This window comes from Sinomonas sp. B1-1 (assembly GCF_050474465.1).
Taxonomy (GTDB): Bacteria; Actinomycetota; Actinomycetes; order Actinomycetales; family Micrococcaceae; genus Sinomonas; species Sinomonas flava.
Window position 1 is genome coordinate 19,689 of record NZ_JBCHVF010000002.1, and the last position, 20,919, is coordinate 40,607.

Annotated in this window: 16 protein-coding genes; 7 read left to right on the top strand and 9 right to left on the bottom strand. The window is 72.6% G+C overall.

Annotated elements, in window-relative coordinates; translation table 11 throughout:
- The 5 genes from argF to argC all read right to left on the bottom strand — a co-directional run bounded on the left by argF (position 1) and on the right by argC (position 5,565).
- Entirely contained in the window at positions 1 to 978 is a 978-nt protein-coding gene (gene argF, locus ACQ5BE_RS04765; RefSeq protein WP_430295789.1) for an ornithine carbamoyltransferase, read from the bottom strand.
- Positions 975 to 2,363 carry an acetylornithine transaminase gene (locus ACQ5BE_RS04770; RefSeq protein WP_430295790.1) on the bottom strand — a complete coding sequence of 463 codons (1,389 nt, stop codon included), beginning with the start codon at positions 2,361 to 2,363 and terminating at the stop codon, positions 975 to 977. The genes argF and ACQ5BE_RS04770 overlap by 4 nt, the downstream gene beginning before the upstream one ends.
- A complete protein-coding gene (argB, locus tag ACQ5BE_RS04775; RefSeq protein WP_430296269.1) occupies positions 2,360 to 3,277 on the bottom strand; it encodes an acetylglutamate kinase in 918 nt (305 codons plus the stop codon). The genes ACQ5BE_RS04770 and argB overlap by 4 nt, the downstream gene beginning before the upstream one ends.
- A 63-nt stretch (positions 3,278 to 3,340) precedes the next feature.
- Positions 3,341 to 4,507 carry a bifunctional glutamate N-acetyltransferase/amino-acid acetyltransferase ArgJ gene (gene argJ / locus ACQ5BE_RS04780; RefSeq protein WP_344301023.1) on the bottom strand — a complete coding sequence of 389 codons (1,167 nt, stop codon included), beginning with the start codon at positions 4,505 to 4,507 and terminating at the stop codon, positions 3,341 to 3,343.
- Entirely contained in the window at positions 4,504 to 5,565 is a 1,062-nt protein-coding gene (argC, locus tag ACQ5BE_RS04785; protein WP_430295792.1) for an N-acetyl-gamma-glutamyl-phosphate reductase, read from the bottom strand. The genes argJ and argC overlap by 4 nt, the downstream gene beginning before the upstream one ends.
- Positions 5,566 to 5,677: 112 nt before the next feature.
- Between argC and ACQ5BE_RS04790 the strand changes: the two genes are divergently transcribed.
- The 3 genes from ACQ5BE_RS04790 to ACQ5BE_RS04800 all read left to right on the top strand — a co-directional run bounded on the left by ACQ5BE_RS04790 (position 5,678) and on the right by ACQ5BE_RS04800 (position 12,057).
- Positions 5,678 to 6,643, top strand: a complete 966-nt coding sequence (locus ACQ5BE_RS04790) for a quinone oxidoreductase family protein (RefSeq protein WP_430295793.1) — start codon at positions 5,678 to 5,680, stop codon at positions 6,641 to 6,643.
- 81 nt (positions 6,644 to 6,724) lie between these two features.
- On the top strand, positions 6,725 to 10,687 hold the full coding sequence (locus ACQ5BE_RS04795) for a Pls/PosA family non-ribosomal peptide synthetase (RefSeq protein WP_430295794.1): 3,963 nt from the start codon (positions 6,725 to 6,727) through the stop codon (positions 10,685 to 10,687).
- Entirely contained in the window at positions 10,684 to 12,057 is a 1,374-nt protein-coding gene (locus tag ACQ5BE_RS04800) for a M1 family metallopeptidase (RefSeq protein WP_430295795.1), read from the top strand. The genes ACQ5BE_RS04795 and ACQ5BE_RS04800 overlap by 4 nt, the downstream gene beginning before the upstream one ends.
- Before the next feature lie 192 nt (positions 12,058 to 12,249).
- On the opposite strand, the gene ACQ5BE_RS04805 is transcribed toward ACQ5BE_RS04800, so the two are convergent.
- Genes ACQ5BE_RS04805 through pheS form a run of 3 tightly spaced genes read right to left on the bottom strand, consistent with a single transcriptional unit; the run spans position 12,250 to position 16,708 of the window.
- Positions 12,250 to 13,089 (bottom strand): 4'-phosphopantetheinyl transferase superfamily protein, encoded by an 840-nt coding sequence (locus ACQ5BE_RS04805; protein ID WP_430295796.1) that lies wholly within the window; start codon positions 13,087 to 13,089, stop codon positions 12,250 to 12,252.
- Positions 13,090 to 13,104: 15 nt separating this feature from the next.
- Entirely contained in the window at positions 13,105 to 15,654 is a 2,550-nt protein-coding gene (gene pheT, locus ACQ5BE_RS04810) for a phenylalanine--tRNA ligase subunit beta (RefSeq protein ID WP_430295797.1), read from the bottom strand.
- Positions 15,655 to 15,658: 4 nt separating this feature from the next.
- Positions 15,659 to 16,708 (bottom strand): phenylalanine--tRNA ligase subunit alpha, encoded by a 1,050-nt coding sequence (gene pheS, locus ACQ5BE_RS04815; protein WP_208712929.1) that lies wholly within the window; start codon positions 16,706 to 16,708, stop codon positions 15,659 to 15,661.
- A 75-nt stretch (positions 16,709 to 16,783) separates the two neighbouring features.
- Between pheS and ACQ5BE_RS04820 the strand changes: the two genes are divergently transcribed.
- The 3 genes from ACQ5BE_RS04820 to ACQ5BE_RS04830 are packed head-to-tail and all read left to right on the top strand — an operon-like array spanning position 16,784 to position 18,966.
- On the top strand, positions 16,784 to 17,209 hold the full coding sequence (locus tag ACQ5BE_RS04820) for a hypothetical protein (RefSeq protein WP_430295798.1): 426 nt from the start codon (positions 16,784 to 16,786) through the stop codon (positions 17,207 to 17,209).
- Complete coding sequence (locus ACQ5BE_RS04825; protein ID WP_430295799.1) at positions 17,206 to 17,841, top strand: SIMPL domain-containing protein; 636 nt, start codon at positions 17,206 to 17,208, stop codon at positions 17,839 to 17,841. Before ACQ5BE_RS04820 ends, ACQ5BE_RS04825 begins: the two co-directional genes overlap by 4 nt.
- Positions 17,842 to 17,898: 57 nt before the next feature.
- A complete protein-coding gene (locus ACQ5BE_RS04830) occupies positions 17,899 to 18,966 on the top strand; it encodes an Rv2578c family radical SAM protein (protein ID WP_430295801.1) in 1,068 nt (355 codons plus the stop codon).
- Between the two features lie 49 nt (positions 18,967 to 19,015).
- Here the strand turns inward: ACQ5BE_RS04830 and ACQ5BE_RS04835 are convergent, their stop codons facing one another.
- Positions 19,016 to 19,486, bottom strand: a complete 471-nt coding sequence (locus ACQ5BE_RS04835) for a (deoxy)nucleoside triphosphate pyrophosphohydrolase (RefSeq protein WP_430295803.1) — start codon at positions 19,484 to 19,486, stop codon at positions 19,016 to 19,018.
- A 229-nt stretch (positions 19,487 to 19,715) separates the two neighbouring features.
- On the opposite strand from ACQ5BE_RS04835, the gene ACQ5BE_RS04840 reads away from it, so the two are divergent.
- A complete protein-coding gene (locus ACQ5BE_RS04840) occupies positions 19,716 to 20,888 on the top strand; it encodes an MFS transporter (RefSeq protein WP_430296271.1) in 1,173 nt (390 codons plus the stop codon).
- The last annotated feature ends 31 nt before the right edge of the window (positions 20,889 to 20,919 follow it).

Genomic DNA, 20,919 nt, shown 5'->3' on the forward strand with positions numbered 1-20,919 from the left:
TCAGGAGACCGCCGGGAGGCCCTCGACGACGGCCTGGCCCGAGTGGTGCAGGACCCACGCGAGGAGGGCCTTCTGGGCGTGCAGGCGGTTCTCGGCCTCGTCCCAGACCACCGACTGCGGGCCGTCGATGACCTCGGCGGCGACCTCGTAGCCGCGGTAGGCCGGGAGGCAGTGGAGGAACACGGCGTCGGGGGCGGCCTTGGCCATCGCCGCGGCGTCCACGGAGTAGTCGCGGAACAGCTGCATCCGCTCGGCCTTCTCGGCTTCCTGGCCCATCGAGACCCACGTGTCGGTCGTGACGACGTCGGCACCCTCGAGCGCTGCGGCCGCGTCCACGGTCACGAGCACCGAGCCGCCGGTCTGTGCCGCGACGTCCTCGGCCTCCGCCACGATCTCCGGCGCGGGCAAGTAGCCCTCCGGTCCGGCGATGCGCACGTGCATGCCGGCGGTCACGCCCGCGAGGAGGTACGAGTTGGCCATGTTGTTCGCGGCGTCGCCGAGGTAGGCCATGCTCAGGCCGGCGAGGTTCCCCTTGTGCTCCTTGACCGTGAGCAGGTCCGCGAGGAGCTGGCACGGATGGTAGTCGTCGCACAGGGCGTTGACCACGGGCACGCGCGAGTTGGCGGCCATGTCCACGAGCCCCTGGTGCGCGCCCGTGCGCCACACGATGGCGGCGACCATCCGCTCGAGGACCTTGGCGGTGTCCTCGACGGACTCCTTGTGCCCGATCTGTGCCTCGCCCGGGTTGATGATGAGCGGGGTGCCGCCCATATCGGACACGCCGGTGGCGAAGGAGACCCGCGTGCGGGTCGAGGTCTTGTCGAAGATGACGGCGACCGTCCTGCGGGCCGAGCCCTCGGCCGCGAGCGGCTGAACCGAGTAGGGGGCGGCCTTCATGCGCACGGCGAGGTCGAGGACCTCCGCCTGCTCGGCGGGGCTGAGGTCGGTGTCCTTGAGGAAGTGCCGGGTGCTGGTCACTTCGCCTCCTTCGGTGTCTGCGCGGCGGCGAGGCGTTCTGTGGCTGACGCCACCAGACCCGGCAGCGCCGCGACGAACGTGTCGGCCTGCTCGGCCGTGAGGATGAGCGGCGGCGCGAGGCGGAGGGTCCGCGGGCCCGGCGCGTTGATGATGAAGCCCGCCTCGAGTGCCTGGTTCACGACGGCGGCGGCGAGGTTCGCGCCGTCGGGCAGCGGTGCCGTGTCCCCCGGAGGGACCGTCAGGTCGATGCCGATCAGCAGGCCGCGGCCGCGGACCTCGGCGACCTCGGGCAGCGCGGCGAGGGCGGTGCGGAGCCGCTCCCCCACGGCGCGGACGTTCGCGAGGACGCCCTGCGATTCGAGCGCGTGGACCGTGGCCAGCGCGGCGGCCGTCGCGACCGGATTGCCACCGAACGTGGTGCCGTGCTGGCCCGCGCTCAGGAGCGCGCTCACCTCGGCGCCGAACGTCACGAGGGCGCCGATCGGGAACCCGCCGCCGAGGCCCTTCGCGAGCGTGACGGCGTCGGGCACCACGCCCGAGCCCTCGATCGCGAGCCAGCTGCCCGTGCGGCCGATCCCGGTCTGGACCTCGTCGACGATCAGGAGGGCGCCGGCGTCGTGCGTGATCTTCCGCGCCTCGGCGAGGTATCCCTTCGGGAGCGGGATCACGCCGGCCTCGCCCTGGATCGGCTCGAGGAACACGGCCTGGGTCGTCTCGTCGACGGCGGCGCGGAGCGCCTCGACATCGCCGAACGGGATGTGCACGACCCCGCCGGGCAGCGGCTCGAACGGCTCGCGGTACGCCTTCTTGGCCGTCAGCGCGAGGGCGCCCATGGTGCGGCCGTGGAACGCGCCCTCGAGGGCGACGACCTTGGTGCGCGGCCCGCCGCCCGCGTTGGTGCTGTTCCGGCGCGCGAGCTTGAACGCGGCCTCGTTCGCCTCGGTGCCCGAGTTCGCGAAGAACACCTTGGACCCAGCCGGCGCGCCAGTGATCTCCAGCAGCTTCTCCGCCAGCGCCACCTGGGTGGGGCTCGTGAAGAAGTTCGAGACGTGGCCGAGCGTGGAGAGCTGGGACGAGATCACGCTCGTGACGAACGGGTGCGCGTGGCCGAGGGCGTTGACGGCGATGCCGCCGAGCAGGTCGAGGTACTGCTTGCCGTCGGCGTCCCACACGTAGCAGCCCTGCCCTCGGACCAGGACGCGCTGCGGAGTGCCGAAGACGCCCATGAGCGAGTCCGAGTAGCGGGCGAGCCAGGCCGCGCCGGACGGCGAGCCCTCCACCAGCTCGGTGAGGGGGCGGGCCTCCGGGGATCGGTGGGCATTCTTGGGCGGGAGGCCCGCCCCCTCACCGAGCGAAGGCGAGGTCGACCCAATGCTGTCGCTCATGCGTGCTGTCCTTCCCCGTCGGGCACCACCTGGGTGCCGACGCCGGCGTTCGTGAAGATCTCGAGGAGCATCGTGTGGGGGCTGCGGCCGTCGACGATCGCGGCGCGGTCCACGCCCTCCGAGACCGCCTTGAGGCAGGCGCCCATCTTGGGGATCATGCCGGACTCGAGGGAGGGGAGCATCTCGCGCAGCTCGGAGGCCGAGATCTGGGAGACGAGCGAGTCCCTGTCCGGCCAGTTGCTGTAGAGGCCCTCGACATCCGTGAGGACCACGAGGCGCGAGGCGTTGAGCGCGACGGCGACCGCGGCCGCGGCGGTGTCGGCGTTGACGTTGAGGACCTGGCCGGTCGGCTGGAAGCGTTCGACGCCGTCGGGCCCGGTCTCCGCGGTGACCTCCGGGGCGACGGTGGAGACGACGGGGATGCGGCCCGCGCCGAGGATGTCGAGGATGGCGCCGGGGTTGACGCCGACGACCTCGCCCACGAGCCCGAGGTCCACCTCCTCGCCGTCGACCTCGGTGCCGGTGCGGACCGCCCGGAGGAGGCCGGCGTCCTCACCCGACATGCCCACGGCGTAGGGGCCATGGGAGTTGATGAGGCCGACGAGCTCGCGGCCCACCTGGCCCGTGAGGACCATGCGGACTACATCCATGGCCTCCGGCGTGGTCACGCGGAGGCCGCCCTTGAACTCGCTCTCGATCCCCACGCGGGCGAGCATCGCGTTGATCTGCGGGCCGCCGCCGTGCACGACCACGGGGTGGATGCCCACGTGGTGCAGGAAGACGATGTCCTCGGCGAAGGCGCGCCTCAGCTCGTCGTTGACCATCGCGTTGCCGCCGTACTTGACCACCATGGTGGTGCCGGCGAAGCGCTGGATCCAGGGCAGGGCCTCGATGAGGGTCTCGGCCTTGTCCATGGCGAGGCGGATGTTCGGGCTCGTCGTGCCGCTGCTGGTGGTCTCAGCCACGCGCGTCCCCTTTCAGCTCGAGTAGGCCGAGTTCTCGTGCACGTAGTCGTGCGTGAGGTCATTGGTCCAGATGGTAGCCTCGGCGTCCCCGGCGGCCAGGTCGATCTCCACGAGGACCTCCCGCGGCTCGAGGTCCACGAGCGAGCGGTCCTGGCCGATGCCGCCGTTCTGGCAGATCTGGACTCCGTTGATCGAGACGTTGAGCGAATCCGGCTCGAAGGCGGCGTCGGTGGTGCCGACGGCGGAGAGCACGCGGCCCCAGTTCGGGTCCTTGCCGAAGATGGCCGTCTTGAACAGGTTGGACCGGGCCACCGCCCGCGAGACGGTCTCGGCGTCGCGCTCGCTGGCCGCGTTGAACGTGCGGATCGCGATATCGTGCGCGGCTCCCTCGGCGTCGCCGATGAGCTTGCGGGCCAGCTCGGCGCAGACCTGGGTGAGCCCGGCGGTGAGGGCAGCCGTGTCCGGCACCGCCCCCGAGGCGCCGGAGGCCATGAGCACCACGGTGTCGTTGGTGGACATGCAGCCGTCGGAGTCGGCGCGGTCGAACGTCACGCGGGTCGCGTCGCGCAGGGCGGCGTCGAGCACCTCGGGGTGGACCTCGGCGTCGGTCGTGAGCACGACGAGCATCGTGGCGAGGCCCGGGGCGAGCATTCCGGCGCCCTTCGCGATCCCGCCGATCGTGAACTCCACGCCCTGCGTGTCGGCGCCGGTGAACACGGCCTCCTTGGGCACGGTGTCCGTCGTCATGATCGCCACCGCGGCGTCGTGGCCGCCGTCCTCGGAGAGGGCTGAGGCGAGCGAGTCGATGCCCGGGATGATCTTGTCCATCGGGAGCTGCTCGCCGATGAGGCCGGTCGAGCACACCACGACGTCGCCGGCCGAGATGCCGAGGGCGTCGGCCGTCTTCTCCGCCGTGGTGTGGGTGTTCTGGAACCCCTTCGGGCCGGTGCACGCGTTCGCGCCGCCGGAGTTCAGCACGACGGCGTCCACGCGCCCGTCCGTGACCACCTGCTTCGACCAGCGCACGGGGGCCGCTGCGACGCGGTTGGAGGTGAAGACGGCCGCGGCGTTCCTGTCGGGTCCGTCGTTGACGACGAGGGCCATGTCCGGCTTGCCGGAGGCCTTGAGACCCGCGGTGATCCCGGCGGCCCGGAAGCCCTGGGGTGAGGTGACGGTCACGGTGCGACTCCCAGCTGTGCGAGGCCGGCGCCCTCGGGAAGGCCCAGCGCGATGTTCATGGACTGCACCGCCCCGCCGGCGGTGCCCTTCGTGAGGTTGTCGATCACGGAGCTCACGATCACGCGGCCTGCGTGCTCGTCGAACGCGAGCTGGATTGCGGCGTGGTTCGAGCCGATGACCATCTGGGTCGCGGGCCACTGGCCCTCCGGCAGGACGTGGATGAAGCTCTCGCCGGCGTAGGCCTCGTCCCACGCGGCCCGCAGCTGTGCGGCGCCGACGCCGGGCTTGACCCGGGCGGTCGCCGTCGTGAGGATGCCGCGGCTCATGGGCGCGAGGGTCGGCGTGAAGGAGACGGAGACGGGGGCGCCCGCGGCATTGGAGAGGCCCTGCTCGATCTCAGGGGTGTGGCGGTGGCCCCCGCCGACTCCGTACGGGCTCATCGAGCCCATCACCTCGGAGCCGAGCAGGTGCGGCTTGACGGACTTGCCGGCGCCGGACGTGCCGGAGGCAGAGACGATCACGACGTCCTCCGGCTCGAGGAGGCCCGCGGCGAAGCCGGGGGTGAGGGCGAGCAGCGCCGAGGTCGGGTAGCAGCCCGGGACCGCGACGCGGCGTGCGCCGACGAGCTTGTCCCGCTGCTTCGCAACTCGTCCGCCCACCTGCCCGCCCGTGGGCAGCTCGGGCAGTCCGTACGGCCACGTGCCGGCGTGCTCGGAGCGGTAGAAGCGGAACCAGGCCTCGGGGTCCTCGAGGCGGTGGTCCGCCCCGGCGTCGATCACCAGGGTGCCCTCGGGCAGCGCCGCGGCCACCTCTGCCGATGCCCCGTGCGGGAGGGCGAGGAACACGACGTCGTGCCCCGCCAGGTTCTCCGCGGTCGTCTCGACGATCACCCGGTCCGCGAGCGAGAGCAGGTGCGGCTGGAGCTCGCCGAGGCGGCTGCCGGCGCTCGAGTGGGCCGTGATGGCGCCGATCTCGACGTCGGGGTGGTTGGCCAGCAGGCGGAGGACCTCTCCTCCGGCGTAGCCGCTGGCTCCGGACACTGCTGCGGTAATAGTCACCCGGCCACTCTAGGCAAGTTTATGCATGGCAGTCAATATTTATGCATTGGCAGATTGTCGGCGTCCGTAGGATGGATCCCGAGCCTAGACGCACGCCACCAGAAGGAGAGCCATGATCAACGCCATCGTCGCCGCCGCGCCCGGGGGGCCCGAGGTCCTCGCGCCTGCAGAGGTGGAGATGCCGCATCCCGGTTCCGGCCAGCTCCTCATCCGGGTCGCCGCGGCGGGCATCAACTTCATCGAGACCTACCAGCGCCAGGGCATCTACAAGATCCCGTTCCCCTTCACTCCCGGCGCCGAGGCCTCCGGCGTCGTGGCCGAGGTGGGCGAGGGCGTCGAGGGATTCGCCCACGGCGACCGGGTCGCGACGGCCGAGGGCGTCAGGACCTACGCCGAGTACGCGCTGGTCGACGCGGACAAGGCGCTCCCGATCCCCGAGGGCCTGGACCTCCTCACTGCGGCGGCCCTCCCGCTGCAGGGCATGACGGCGCACTACCTCGTGACCTCGACCTTCCGCGTCGAGTCCGGCCAGACGGCCCTCGTGCACGCGGGAGCGGGCGGCGTCGGGCTCCTCCTCATCCAGATGCTCAAGGCCCGGGGAGCGCGGGTCATCACGACGGTCTCCACCGATGCCAAGGCCGAGCTCGCCGACGGCGCGGGCGCGGACCACGTGATCCGCTACCACGAGTTCCCCGACCAGGTGCGCGAGCTGACGGACGGCACGGGCGTCGATGTGGTGTACGACGGCGTCGGGCGGGACACGTTCGACGGCTCGCTCGCGAGCCTCCGCGTCCGCGGAATGCTCGTGCTCTTCGGGGCGGCGTCGGGCCCGGTGCCCCCGGTCGACCCCCAGCGCCTCAACACCGGCGGCTCGCTCTTCCTCACCCGCCCGACCCTCGCGCACCACCTGCTCAATGCCAACGAGCGGCGGTGGCGCTCCTCCGAGGTGTTCGGCGCCGCGGCCGACGGCTCGCTCACCGTGCGCGTCGGGGCCCAGTTCCCGCTGTGGGAGGCGGCCGACGCCCACCGCGCCCTCGAGGGGCGGAGCACGACCGGCAAGGTGCTGCTCGTCCCCTGATGCTGTGACGGCCGCCGCCGACGGGAACCGGCCCCCCGTTCCCGGTCGGCGGCGCCTCGCTCTGCAACAATGGGCCGGGAGATGACAGCCCCGAGCGAGCCCGAAGGCCCGGCAGTGACAGATGCCCCAGAACACGTTGCAGAGGCCGCGCCGCGGCCCCACGCTCCCCAGCTGCCCGGCTCGGACCGGACGCCGCCGGCGAGGACCCTCATCGACATCCTGACCGCGAGCGCGGAGGCCTTCCCCGACGCCCCGGCGATCGACGACGGCGTCCGGTCCCTCTCCTACGCCGAACTGCTCGAGGAGGTCCGTGCCACCGGCCGGACGCTCCACGCGGCAGGACTCGGCGCCGGTGACCGCATCGGCGTGCGGATCCCGTCGGGCACCGCGGAGCTGTACATCGCGATCCTGGGCGTGCTGCTCGTAGGCGCCGCATACGTCCCCGTGGACGCCGACGACCCGGACGAGCGCGCGAAGCTCGTCTTCGGCGAGGCAGGGGTCGCGGGGATCCTCCGCGGCGGCGGGTCCCTCGTGGTGGACAGGAAGCGGCCCAAGCCGTTCCCCGCCCCCCGCATGCCCCGTCCTGAGGACGACTGCTGGATCATCTTCACCTCCGGCTCGACGGGCACGCCGAAGGGCGTCGCGGTGTCCCACCGCTCCGCGGCCGCGTTCGTCGACGCCGAGGCCCGCCTCTTCCTCCGGCACGAGCCGGTCGGCCCGGAGGACAGGGTCCTGGCCGGGCTCTCCGTCGCGTTCGACGCCTCGTGCGAGGAGATGTGGCTCGCCTGGCGGCATGGGGCATGTCTGGTCCCCGCCCCGCGGGCGCTGGTGCGCACGGGGATGGACCTCGGGCCGTGGCTCGTGCAGCGCGCCATCACGGTCGTCTCCACCGTCCCCACGCTCGCGGCGCTGTGGCCTGCCGAGGCGCTCGAGAACGTGCGCCTGCTGATCTTCGGCGGCGAGGCGTGCCCGCCCGAGCTCGCCGCCCGCCTCGCGGTCGAGGGCCGCGAGGTCTGGAACACGTACGGGCCCACCGAGGCCACCGTGGTCGCGTGCGCCGCGCAGATGGACGGCGTCGGGCCCGTCCGGATCGGTCTCCCGCTCGACGGCTGGGACCTCGCGATCGTCGACGCGCACGGCACACCGGTGCCCGAAGGCGGCGTGGGCGAGCTGATCATCGGCGGCGTCGGCCTGGCCCGCTACCTCGACCCTGCCAAGGACGCCGAGAAGTATGCCCCCATGCCGAGCCTCGGGTGGGAGCGGGCCTACCGTTCGGGAGACCTCGTCAGGTTCGAGCCCGAAGGCCTCCTCTTCCAGGGCCGGGCCGACGAGCAGGTCAAGCTTGGCGGCCGCCGCATCGAGCTCGGCGAGGTCGACGCCGCCCTCCAGTCACTCCCCGGCATTGCCGGCGCGGCCGCGGCCGTGCGCACGACGGCGGCCGGGAACCAGATCCTCGTCGGGTACCTGGCGCCCTCCGACGGCGTGACGCCGGACCTCGCCGCGTCCCGGAGGCGCCTCGCGCGGGAGCTGCCGTCCGCGCTCGTGCCGGTGCTCGCCGTCGTCGGCTCCCTCCCGACCAAGACGAGCGGCAAGGTGGACCGCAACGCGCTCCCATGGCCGCTGCCGGGCCAGGACGATGACGAGGGGCCGGACCTCGAGCTGCCGGAGGATGCGGCGTGGATCGTCGAGCAGTGGGGCGCCGTGCTCGGCACGCGGGCCCCCGGCCTCGACGCGGACTTCTTCGCCCACGGCGGCGGCTCGCTCTCCGCCGCGCAGCTCGTCTCGGCGCTGCGCCGGAGGTATCCGACGGTGACCGTCGCGGACGTGTACGCGCACCCGCGGGTCGGCGCGCTCGTCGAGGCCGTCCTCGGGACGGGCGGGGCAGCGGCTGAGCCGCGGGAGCGGGCCGTGCGGCCCACCTCGCGCCGGACCCAGGTGGTCCAGACCCTCATGGGCATACCGCTCTTCATCCTCGTGGGCATGAGGTGGCTCACGTACCTCGCCGCGGGCAACAACGTGCTCGCCGCGATCGGCGGGCGGTCCGCGGCGCCCACACTCTCGTGGTGGTGGGTCGCCGCCATGTGGCTCGTGTTCGTGAGCCCGTGGGGCAGGATGGCCATCTCTGTCGCGGCCGCCCGGATCCTGCTGCGCGGGGTGGAGCCCGGCCGGTACCCACGCTCGGGCAGCGTCCACCTGCGCCTGTGGCTTGCTGAGCAGATCTCCGACCTCGCCCAGGCCGTGAGCCTCGCGAGCGCGCCGTGGGTCCCCTACTACGCGCGGGCCCTGGGCGCGAAGATCGGCCGGGACGCCGTGCTGCACTCCGTGCCCCCGGTCACGGGCATGCTGTCTGTTGGCCCGGGCGCGTCGGTGGAGCCCGAGGTGGACCTTTCCGGCTGGTGGATCGACGGGGACTGGGTGCACATCGGCGGCATCAGCATCGGCGCCGGCGCGGCCGTGGGCGCGCGCAGCACGCTCCTGCCGGGGGCACGCATCGGCGCAGGGGCGGTCGTGGACCCCGGCTCGGCCGTGTCGGGCAAGGTCAAGGCCGGCCTGCGCGTGGCTGGCTCGCCGGCCACGCGGGTGGGGAAGGCGAAGCCGGGCTGGCCGGAGGCTCCCGTGCGCCGGTCCAGCGTGCGCGAGGGTGCGTGGATCGCCGCGTTCGCGGCGGCGTCGACCCTGCTGGCCCTCATCCCGTTCGTCTCGGCCGCGGCCGCCGCGGTTGTGCTCGTCTGGGCGGCGCGGGGGCACGAATCGCTCCACGGCGCCATCGGCCCGCTGCTCGCGGCGACGCCCCTCGCGGCGGCCGCCTGGTTCGTGCTCAACCTGGCGCTCGTCGCTGGCGTGACGCGCCTTCTCGGGCTCGGGCTGACCGAGGGGTACCACCGCATCCGCTCCCGGACGGGCTGGCAGGTCTGGGCCACCGAGCGTGTGCTCGATCTGGCCCGCGACGTCCTGTTCCCCGTCTACGCGAGCCTCTTCACCCCAGTGTGGCTGCGGATCCTGGGGGCGAAGGTCGGCAAGCACGTCGAGGCGTCCACGGTCCTCCTGCTGCCGAAGATGACCACGGTGGCCGACGGCGCGTTCCTCGCCGACGACACGATGATTGCCAGCTACGAGCTCGGAGGCGGCTGGGTGAAGATCGCCCCGGCCAAGGTCGGCAAGCGCGCGTTCCTGGGCAACTCAGGCATGACGGCGGCCGGCCGCGCCGTGCCCAAGGACGGACTCGTCGCGGTACTCTCGGCGACACCCAAGAAGGCAAAGTCGGGGTCGTCCTGGCTGGGCAGTCCTCCCGTTCGCCTCCGCCGCACCGCCATCTCGTCGGACACCGAGCGGACCTTCAGCCCGGTCCCGCGCCTCAAGGTGGCCCGGGCCCTGTGGGAGCTGTGCCGCGCGGTGCCGGTCGTGCTCACGGTGGCGATCGCCGTCGTCGTGCTCGTTGCCCTCGACTGGGTCGCCTCGGCGTGGGGGTACCTGCCCGCGTCGCTGCTGGGTGGCGTCGTCATGCTCGCCGCCGGTGCGGTCGCCGCGGTGTCCGCGACGGTCGCGAAGTGGCTCTTCGTGGGGCGCATCAAGGCCGGCGAGCACCCCTTGTGGAGCTCGTTCGTGTGGCGCAACGAGGTCCAGGACACGTTCGTGGAGATGGTCGCGGCACCGTGGTTCGCGCGTGCGGCGTCCGGCACGCCGGCGCTCGTGTGGTGGCTGCGGTCCCTCGGGGCGAAGATCGGCTCGGGCACGTGGTGCGAGAGCTACTGGCTGCCCGAGGCGGACCTCGTCTCGCTCGGCCCGAGCTCCACCGTGAACCGCGGCTGCGTTGTGCAGACGCACCTTTTCCACGACCGCATCATGGCGATCGACGCCGTGGTGCTCGGCGAGGGCGCGACCCTCGGCCCGCACGGCGTGATCCTCCCCGGGGCGGAGATCGCCGACGGCGCGACGGTTGGACCGGCGTCGCTCGTGATGCGGGGCGAGCACGTCCCGGCGGCCAGCTACTGGCGCGGCAACCCCGTGGCGCCCTGGAAGGAACCGGAGGCACCCACCCGGTGAGCCAGACGACCCGCACCCGACCCGGGAGGAAGTCGAAGGACGAGGCCCTCCCGGACCCCTACACGCCCGGCCACGGACAGGCGGGCTACGTCGTGGCGCACTACGACCTCGAGCTCGACATCCGCCTCGCGAGCAACCGCCTGTCCGGGCGTGCGCGCCTTCGGTCCACTGCGCGGGACCGGCTCGAGACCATCGTCCTCAGCCTCGCTGGCCTACGGGCGACCAAGGTCCAGGTCAACGGCGCCAAGCCCGCCAAGACGTCCCAGCGCGCCGACGAGCTGCGCATCACGCCGTCAGCCCCCATTGCGAAGGGCCAGGACTTCCACCTCGAGATCCGCTACGAGGGCAACCCGGAACCGATGGACGGGCTCTGGGGCGAGGTCGGCTGGGAGGAACTGTCCGACGGCGTGCTCGTCTCCGGCCAGCCTGTGGGCGCCCCCACCTGGTTCCCGTGCAACGACCACCCGAGCCAGAAGTCGACCTTCCGCATCACGGCGACGGCGGACGCTGGCTACCGGGTCGTCTCGAACGGCCTCCTCGTGGGCCACCGGCGCAAGGCCAGCCGGGAGACCTGGGCCTACGAGGTCCACGAGCCCATGGCGCCCTATCTCGCCACCCTGGTCATCGGGCGCTACCAGTTCCTCGAGCTCGGGCGGGTGCGGGCGCACGGCTCCCCCGCCGTCGGCGTGTTCGCCGCCGTGCCGCCGGCGCTGCGTGGCGCGGCGCTGACGGGCCTCCGCGACCAGGTGCGCATGATCGAGCTGTTCGCCGAGCTCTTCGGGCCGTACCCGTTCCGCGACTACACCGTCGTCGTCACCGACGACCCCCTCGAGATCCCGCTCGAGGCCCAGACGCTCTCCATTGTGGGGCGCAACCACATCACGCGGTCGTGGGAATCCCAACGGCTCCTCGCGCACGAGCTGGCCCACCAGTGGTTCGGCAACTCGGTCACGGCACGCCGCTGGGAGGACATCTGGCTCCACGAGGGATTCGCCTGCTACGCAGAATGGCTGTGGAGTGAGCACTCCGGGCAGGGAACCGCCGCCGAGCGGGCGGCCGACGCCTGGAGGCTGCTCTCGGCGCAGAAGGAGGACATCCTCGTGGGGGCGCCCGGCCCGGAGCTCATGTTCGACGACCGGGTCTACAAGCGGGGCGCGCTGGCGCTGCATGCGGTGCGGCGCGCCGTCGGGGACGACCGGTTCTTCCGGGCGCTCGCGGCCTTCGGCTCCGAGCGGCGGCACGGCAATGCGACCACGGCGGACTTCACCGAGCTGCTCGGACGCGTCGGCGCCGGCGCACGCGGCTTCCGCGCAGAGGACCTGCTGGGGCCCTGGCTGTTCGAGCGCGCGCTCCCGCCGCTCCCCCGGTAGCCTCCGCAGCAACCCCGGCGCCCCACCCCGCCCCGCCCCCTTCCCTCTGGGGTCACCTCCTGTGGGTCACCTCCTGAGGGTCACCACCTGCGGGTCACCTCCTGAGGGCCACCTCCTGGGGGTCACCTCCTGCGGGTCACCTCCTGCGGCTCATTTTCTGGAGGTCAGCTCCTGTGGGTCACCTTCTGGGGGTCAGCTGCGGCGCGTCTGGGCGACGGCTGCGACGAATCCCGGCGGCAGGCCGAGAGCAGCCGGGTTGATGTCGCGCACCCGCGGGTCCTCGAGCGTCTCGATCGACTGGGGGTCCCCGCGCAGCCCGCTGCCGAGGGCCTTCAGAAGGGCTTCTTTGCGCGCCCAGATCCTCGCCGCTTCCCGTGCAGGCTCTGCCGCCTTCGCCGCACGACGGCGCTCGGCCGCTGAGAAGAGAGCGTCCGGGATTGCGGTGCGAAAGTCAGCGACGGCGGCCACGTCGACGCCGAGACCCTGCACAAAGCCGGCGACCTCGGCGCCACACGGGGTGACCTCGGCGCCACACGGGGCGACCTCGGCGCCACACGGGGCGACCTCGGCGCCACACGGGGCGACCTCGGCGCCACACGGGGCGACCTCGGCGCCACACGGGGCGACCTCGGCGCCACACGGGGCGACCTCGGCGCCACACGGGGTGACCTCGGCGGCGAGGAGGGCCCAGCCCCCGGCGCGGGACATGCTCGCCGCGACCGGGAGGAGCCGCCCGGGACCGGGAAGCGGCAGGCGGGCGCCGCCGTCGTGCGCGGAGGCAGCGAGCACGAACCCGGGCGCGCCATGCTCCCCCCGCCCGCAGTCGGGGCAGGTGTACGCCGGGAGCACGAGCCGGGGATCGGTCCCAGCGGCCTCGGCCACGAGTGCCCTGAGCGCGAGCCGCCCGGCGAGGAACTCGTGGCTCCGGACGGGCTCGAGGATCGCGGCCGCCCGCTCGAGCTCCCCGGGCGTGCAGACGCCAGCGGGCAGCACCGACCCGGGCGACCCGAGCGGCACTGCCCGCAGGAGCACGGCGGCGGGAGGGGGCTAGCCGCGCTGGACCGCGCCGTACCGCTCGGCGGCGAGCGCCACGGCGGCCGCGCGGGCCTCGGAGGCCTCGTCGGCGGTCAGGGTGCGGTCGTCGGCGCGGAAGCGCAAGCCGAAGGCGAGGGACTTCTTGCCTTCGTCGATGCCCTTGCCCGTGTACACGTCGAACAGGTGGACGTCCTCGAGGAGCTCACCGGCCCCCTCGCGGAGCGCACCGAGCACCTCGCCCGCCGGCAGCGCGGCGTCGACGATGAGGGCGACGTCCTGGGTCGCGACCGGGAACGTGGAGAGGTGCTTGGCCACGACGACGTCGGCCGCCGCCTCGAACAGCGCGTCGGCGTCCAGCTCCACAGCCACCGAGCGCGCCGGCATGTCCAGCTCCGCGAGCAGCTTCGGGTGCAGCTCGCCGGCGAACCCGACGACGTCGCCCGAGCGCAGGGCAAGCTGCGCCGCCCGCCCCGGGTGGAACGCCTGGTGCGATCCCTGGCTGACCACGAGCTCCACGCCGAGCACGTCGCCGGCGAGGCGCGCGACGTCGAGCGCGTCGGCCCAGTCCCAGGCACGAGGCTCGGTGCCCGGCGCCTCGGGCGAGTCCTTCCCGGTCAGGACCGCCGCGACGTGCAGGGGCTGGTCCGGAAGCCCGTCGTAGAGCGCGTCGAGGACCTCATCGGCGGGACGGACGCCGAGCGGGGGAATCTCCGGCGTTCCGAGGGCACCGTCTTCGGGCAGGAAGACCAGCCCGGCCTCGAAGACCGCGAGGTCGCGGAAGCCGCGGCCATGGTTCCGCTTCGCGGTGTCGATGAGGCCCGGCAGCAGGGAGGTGCGGAGCCATCCGTGCTCCTCGCTCAGCGGGTTGGCGAGCTTCACGGCGGGGCGCGCGGCCCCGGCCTCGGCGACGCCGAACGTCTCGTTCTGCCTCCTGGAGGCGAACGGGTACGAGAGGACCTCGGTCAGGCCTGCGTCGGCGAACGCCTGCACGAGCCGACGGCGCTGCTGCTGGGTGCGGGTGTAGCCGCGCCCGGGAGGGGCCACTGGCAGGGTCGCGGGGATCTTGTCGTAGCCGACCAGACGCGCGACCTCCTCGGAGAGGTCCTCCTTCGTCTCCAGGTCATTGCGCCAGCTGGGCGGCGTCACGAGGAAGTCGGACCCGGACCGCTCGATGCGCGCGCCGAGGTCCCCCAGCGTGCGGGTGATCAGCTCCTCGCTGAACTCCATTCCGATCCGCTCGGAGGCGAAGTCCGCCGGCAGCGGGATGCGGATCGGCTCGGGCGCCGCCCCGACGTCGGTGCCCGCCTCGTCCGCGACGCCGCCGCCGAGCTCGACGAGTAGGTCGACGACGCGCTGGGCCGCCACGTGCGCGACGTTCCAGTCCACGCCCCGCTCGAAGCGCTTGGACGCCTCCGAGGGCAGCTTGTGGCGCCGGCGCGAGCGGGCGATGCTCACCGTGTCGAAGTGGGCCGCCTCGACGAGGATGTTCACGGTCTCGTCGCTGCACTCGGTGGACGCACCGCCCATGACGCCGGCGATGCCGATCGGCCCCGACTCGTCGGTGATGAGGAGGTCCTCGGGGTCGAGCTCCCGGACCTTGCCGTCGAGGGTCTCGAGCTTCTCCCCCGGCGCGGCGCGGCGCACCGTGATGGGGCCGGTCAGCTTGTCGAGGTCGTAGTTGTGGATCGGCTGGCCGAGTTCGAACATGACGTAGTTCGAGATGTCCACGGGCAGGGAGATCGAGCGGACGCCGGCGAGGCGCAGCCGCGAGACCATCCACTGCGGAGTCGGACGGGTCGGGTCGATGCCGCGCACCGTCCGGGCGACGAAGCGGTCGCAGCCGGGCACGCCGTAGATGGGCGCCTGGTCGTCGAGCACGACGCCGTAGCCCCCCTCGAGCGCCTCAGGCGCCTTGACGAGTTCGGCCGGGTCCGTGAACTCGGTGCCCGTGGCGTGGGAGTACTCGCGGGCGATGCCGCGGATCGAGAAGCAGTAGGCCCGGTCAGGGGTCACGTTGATCTCCGCCGCCTCGTCGGTCAGGCCGAGGAGCTCCAGCGCATCGGTGCCGACCTCCGGGTCGAGCCCGATGCGCGAGAGCACGAGGATGCCGTCGTGGTCGTCGCCGATGCCGAGCTCGCGCACGGAGGCGATCATGCCCGCCGAGACGTGTCCGTACGTCTTGCGGGCGGCGATGTGGAAGTCGCCGGGCAGCGTCGCTCCGGGGAGGGTCACCACGACCTTGTCGCCGGGCGCGAAGTTGTGCGCACCGCACACGATGCCCTGGACGCCGGAGGGGTCGATGCCCTTGCCAGTGAGCGTCTGCTCCTGGCCCTCTGGGACCACGCGCACCTGGCACCAGTTGATCGTCTTGCCGTTGCTCTGCGGCTCCTTGACTGCGCTGAGCACCTGCCCCACGACGATGGGGCCCCGGATCGAGTCGGACGGACGGTGGACGTCCTCCTCCTCGAGGCCGACCTTCACGAGGTCCGCCATGAGGTCCTCTGCGGTCGCGTCTGCAGGGAGCTGCGTGTACTCGCGCAGCCATGAAAGGGGGATTCGCATTGAACTAGATCTCCATCCCGAAGTGCTGGCTGAAGCGGACGTCGCCCTCGATCATGTCGTGCATGTCGGCGACCTCGTTGCGGAACATGAGCGTGCGCTCGATGCCCATGCCGAAGGCGAAGCCCGAGTACTCCTCGGGGTCGATGCCCGCCGCGCGCAGCACGTTCGGGTTGACCATGCCGCATCCTCCCCATTCGATCCACTGCGGGCCGCCCTTGGCCCCCGGATGCCAGATGTCCAGCTCCGCACTCGGCTCCGTGAACGGGAAGTAGTTCGGGCGCAGGCGGATCTGCGCCTCGGCTCCGAACATCTGCCGGGCGAAGTGCTCGAGGGTGCCGCGCAGGTCGGCCATGGACAGGCCCTTGTCGATGGCCAGGCCCTCGAACTGGTGGAACACGGGCGTGTGCGTCGCGTCGAGCTCGTCGGTGCGGAAGACCTTGCCTGGGCACAGGACGTAGATCGGGACCTCTCGCTCGAGCATCGAGCGGACCTGCACCGGCGACGTGTGCGTGCGCAGCAGCAGGTGGGCCTCGGGAGGGTCGACGAAGAAGGTGTCCTGCATCTCCCGCGCGGGGTGGTCGGGCTTGAAGTTGAGCGCGTCGAAGTTGAACCACTCGGACTCGACCTCCGGACCCTCGGCGATCTCCCAGCCCATCCCGACGAAGATGTCGCTCACGCGGTCCTGGAGCGTCGAGAGCGGGTGACGGGCCCCGGCACGACGGCGGCGCGGAGCCGCCGTGACATCGACGGTCTCCTCCACGAGGATGCGCGCATCGTTCTCGGCCTCGAGCACGGCCTGGCGTTCGGCGATGGCCTTGTTCACCCGTCCTCGGGCGCCGCCGACGATCTTCCCGGCGGCCGCCTTCGACTCCTTCGGGAGCGACCCGATGGCGCGGTTCGCGAGGGCCAGCGGAGACTTCTCGCCGGTGTGGGCAATGCGCGCAGCCTTGAGCGCATCGAGGTCCTCGGCAGCCGCGACAGCGGCCAGGGCGTCCTCGACCGCGGCGCTCACAGCGGCCTCGTCGACAGGATCGGGGACACTCGTCTCGGTCACGGGAACCTCGGTATCGGCAGGTTGCGGTGTAGTCTCGGGCACCCGCCAAGTCTAGTTCACGGCTACCATGCCCCTGTGCGCCTTGGGAGCCGGGCACGGGCGGTGCTCAACACCCTGAACCTCTCGACGCCGCTGGGCCTGGCGCTCGCGGCGGTCACGCGAACGCCGCTGCGCCGCGGCCCCGACGGACTCTTCATCGCAGAGGGCTACCGGCCCAGGCTGCCCGTCGCGGCGGCGTTCGTGGTGGGAAACGTCGTCTTCACCAGAGGCAGCGCCCGTGCGCTTGTGGCCCGGCCCGCGCTCCTGGCGCACGAGTCCCGGCACGCGACCCAGTACGCCTTCTGCCTGGGCCTTCCCTTCCTGCCGCTGTACTTCGCCTCAGCGCTCTGGTCGTGGGCGCGGAGCGGAGACCCTGCGGCCCTGAACCCCTTCGAGAGGCTGGCCGGGCTCGCCGACGGCGGGTACGTCGCCGAGCGCCGTCACGAGAGAGGACGTCCATGAAGACCGGGGAGTCGATCACCGTCACCGGCACCGGCTTGGTGCGGGTGGCGCCGGACACGGCGGTGCTGCGCTTTGCCGCGGAATGCCGCTCCGCCCGGCTCGCCGAGGCGTTCGCCGCGGCCACGAGTGCGGCGGAAGCGATGGTCTCGGCAGCGCTCGCCGGAGGGGTCCACCGGGAGGACATCACGTCCAGCGCCCTCTCTGTCACGAGCGAGACGGCGTGGCAGGAGGGACGCGGCCAGCAGCTGCTCGGCTACGCCGCCACCCGCGGGCTCACGCTGGCGGTCCGGGACCTGGCGGCCGCCGGAGACCTGCTCGACGCCGTCGTCGCCGCCGGCGGGGACGCGGCGAGGATCCACGGGGTGTCCCTCGTCATCTCGGACCCCTCCCCCGCGAGGACCCGGGCGCAGGAGGCCGCGTTCGAGGACGCCCGGTCGTCCGCCGACCGGCTCGCCTCGCTTGCGCAGCGCCACCTCGGGCCCGTGGTGAGGATCGACGCCGGGGCCGGCACGCCCGAGGGCCAGCCAGTGCCCCTGCGCCGCGTCGCGCTGGCCGCCGAGGCCGGCCACGGGCTGGAAGCGGGACAGGCCGAGGTCGCGGCGAGCGTGACGGTGACCTGGACGCTGGACTGATCCGACGCGCCGGACGCCTCCTTGACATACTATCGAACATAGTTTCGAATTGACGGCATGCGATGGAACACGCAGGCGGTCTCCGAACTCCCCCTCCAGGGGACCGCCGACGAACCGGCCCAGCCGCCCCTCCTTCCCCTGGCAGGGGCGCTGCGCACGGTCAGGACGCCGGAGTTCCACGGGATCACCTTCCACGAGGTCGCCGCGAAATCGGCGCTCAACAAGGTGCCGCCGGCGTCCTCCATGCCCTTCCGCTGGACAGTCAACCCCTACCGCGGCTGCAGCCACGCATGCGTGTACTGCTTCGCCCGCAACACCCACACGTATCTGGACCTCGACGCCGGGCTCGACTTCGACCGCCAGCTCGTGGTCAAGGTCAACGTGGGCGAGGTGCTCCGGGCCGAGGTGTCGAAGCCCTCCTGGGGTCGGGAGCACGTGGCGCTGGGGACCAACACCGACCCGTACCAGCGCGCTGAAGGGCGCTACGCCCTCATGCCCGGCATCATCCGGGCGCTCGCCGACTCGGGCACACCGTTCTCGATCCTCACCAAGGGAACGCTGCTCGCCCGGGACATCCCGCTGCTGAAGGCCGCCAGCACCCACGTCCCAATCGGGACCAGCATCTCCCTCGCCGTCCTCGACCCCGACCTGCAGTCGGCGCTCGAGCCGGGCACGCCCTCGCCCTCGGCGCGGCTGAGGCTCATCTCCCGCCTCCGCGAGGCCGGGCTGCCCTGCGGCGTGATGGCCATGCCGATCCTGCCGTGGCTGACCGACTCGGAAGAGCACCTCGACGCCCTCATGGGGGCGCTGGCCGCCGCGGGTGCGACCGGCGTGACGGCGGGCGCCCTCCACCTGCGCCCCGGGACACGCGAGTGGTTCATCGGCTGGCTCGCCCGGAGGCACCCGCAGCTCGTGGGCCGGTACCGCAGGCTCTACTCGAAGGGCGCCTACGCCCCGGCCGAGTACCGGACATGGCTCGCCCGGCGCGTCTCCGCGGCGAAGAAGCGCCACGGCTTCGGCCGCACCGAAGGGTTCGGGCATCGTGACGCAGGGGTGCGGGACGCCGGGCAGCCGGCGGAGGCGGCCGCGACACGTCAGGACTCCGGCCAGCAGACCCTCTTCTGAGAACTCAGGTTCCGAGCACCCAGGTTCTGAGCACTCGGCCTCTGAGCACTCATCGACCCGCGGTCGCCTGGCTCCGCACAGCGTCCACGATGGGAAAGTCAGCCGGGATCCACGGGAGGTCCTGGAGGGCGCGTCCCTCGAGGGAGACCCAGAGGAGCTCGTCGTGGTCCTCGAGCGGCTCGGGGACGCCGGCCGCGACCTCGGCCAGCCACACGCGCATCGCGGCACGCTCGTTGAGGGGCCACCCCTGGGCGAGTGGTCCGGGGACCTCGTCCCCCAGCACGACGTCGACGCCGAGTTCCTCGGCGAGCTCGCGCCGCAGCCCGTCCTCGGGGGCCTCCCCGGGCTCGACCTTGCCGCCCGGGAACTCCCACAGGCCGGCCAGCGCGGGCGGGGCCGTCCTGCGTGCGGCCAGCAGTCGGGCGGGCCGCTCGAGCGAGTCGACGATGGCGCCTCCGACCACCTGGACGAGCGTCGCGGCGGCCGCGCCGTTCGGGGTCTCCTGCCTCTCCTCATGCATCCGGCCAGTCTAGGAGGGAATGGAGCGGCGTCCCGTAGTGTTGAGGGCAGATCGAGGGCCGACGGCGTTCCTCACCGCCCCACGCCCTGACCTATCCCAAGGACACCCCACCGTGCCCCAGCCCGATCCCGCCCTTGCCCCGCCGACGGCCGCCGCCGAGGCCCAGGCCGCCGCGTCCGCGGCGCACGCTTCCCAGACCACCGCGGCCGCGCGGCACCCCCGGTCCACCATGCTCGCCCCCCGCCCCCTCTTCTGGGCCATGCTCGCCCTCGGCATCGGCGGCTTCGCCATCGGCACCGTCGAGTTCGCGACGATGGGGCTGCTGAAGGAGGTCGAACGCGGCCTCTCCATCAGCACGCCGGAAGCCGGCCAGCTGATCTCGGCGTATGCGCTCGGCGTCGTCGTCGGCGCGCCCGTGCTCGCAGCCGTCGGGGCACGCCTGCCGCGCAAGGCCCTCGCGCTCGGGCTCATGGCGTTTTACGCGCTCGCCAACCTCTCCTCCTTCGCTGCCGCGGACTACGGCACGATGATGCTGTCCCGCTTCGCCGCGGGCCTCCCCCACGGGGCCTACTTCGGCACCGCAGCAGTCATCGCGGCCTCGCTCGTGGCCCCGACCAAGCGCGGCTGGGCGATCGCGACCGTCATGTCCGGGCTGACCATCGCGAACGTGCTCGGGGTTCCGGCGGCGACGTGGCTGGGCCAGGCGTTCGGGTGGCGGCTCCTCTTCGTGGCAACAGCGATGATCGCGCTCGCGTGTGTCGCCCTCGTGGCCCGCTTCGTCCCGTTCGAGCCCGCGCACCCGGAGGCCAGCGTCCGCCGCGAGCTGTCGGCTCTGCGCCGGGTGCAGCTCTGGCTCGCACTCGCCGTGGGCGTGGTGGGCTTCGGCGGGTTCTTCGCGACCTACACCTACATCGCGCACACCATGACCGCCGTCGCGGGGCTCCCGGAGTCCCTGATCCCGCTCGTCGTGGCTCTGTACGGGCTCGGCATGGTCGTGGGCAACGTGGTCGGCGGGCGGCTCGCCGACCGCTCGGTCATGGGCACCATCTATTGGGCGCTCGCCGCCGTCGCGGCCGTGATGGTGGTGTACGGCCTGGCGGCGTCGTGGTGGCCCACCGCGCTCCTCATGGTGTTCGTGGTGGGCGGCTCCGGGTCCATCCTCATCCCCGCGCTCCAGTCGCGGCTGCTGGACTCGGCCCCAGGCGCAGCGACGCTCGCAACGTCGCTCAGCCACTCCGCCCTGAACGTCGCCAACGCCCTCGGAGCATTCCTCGGTGGGGTCGTCATCGCGGCCGGCTGGGGATTCACCGCCCCCGCCTACGTCGGAGCGGTGCTCGCGGTGCTCGGCCTCGCGATCGCGCTCCTCAGCGGCCGCCTCGAACGCCGCCACCCCGTCTCCTAGCGCGACCCGAGCGAGCGCGACGGCAACAGCC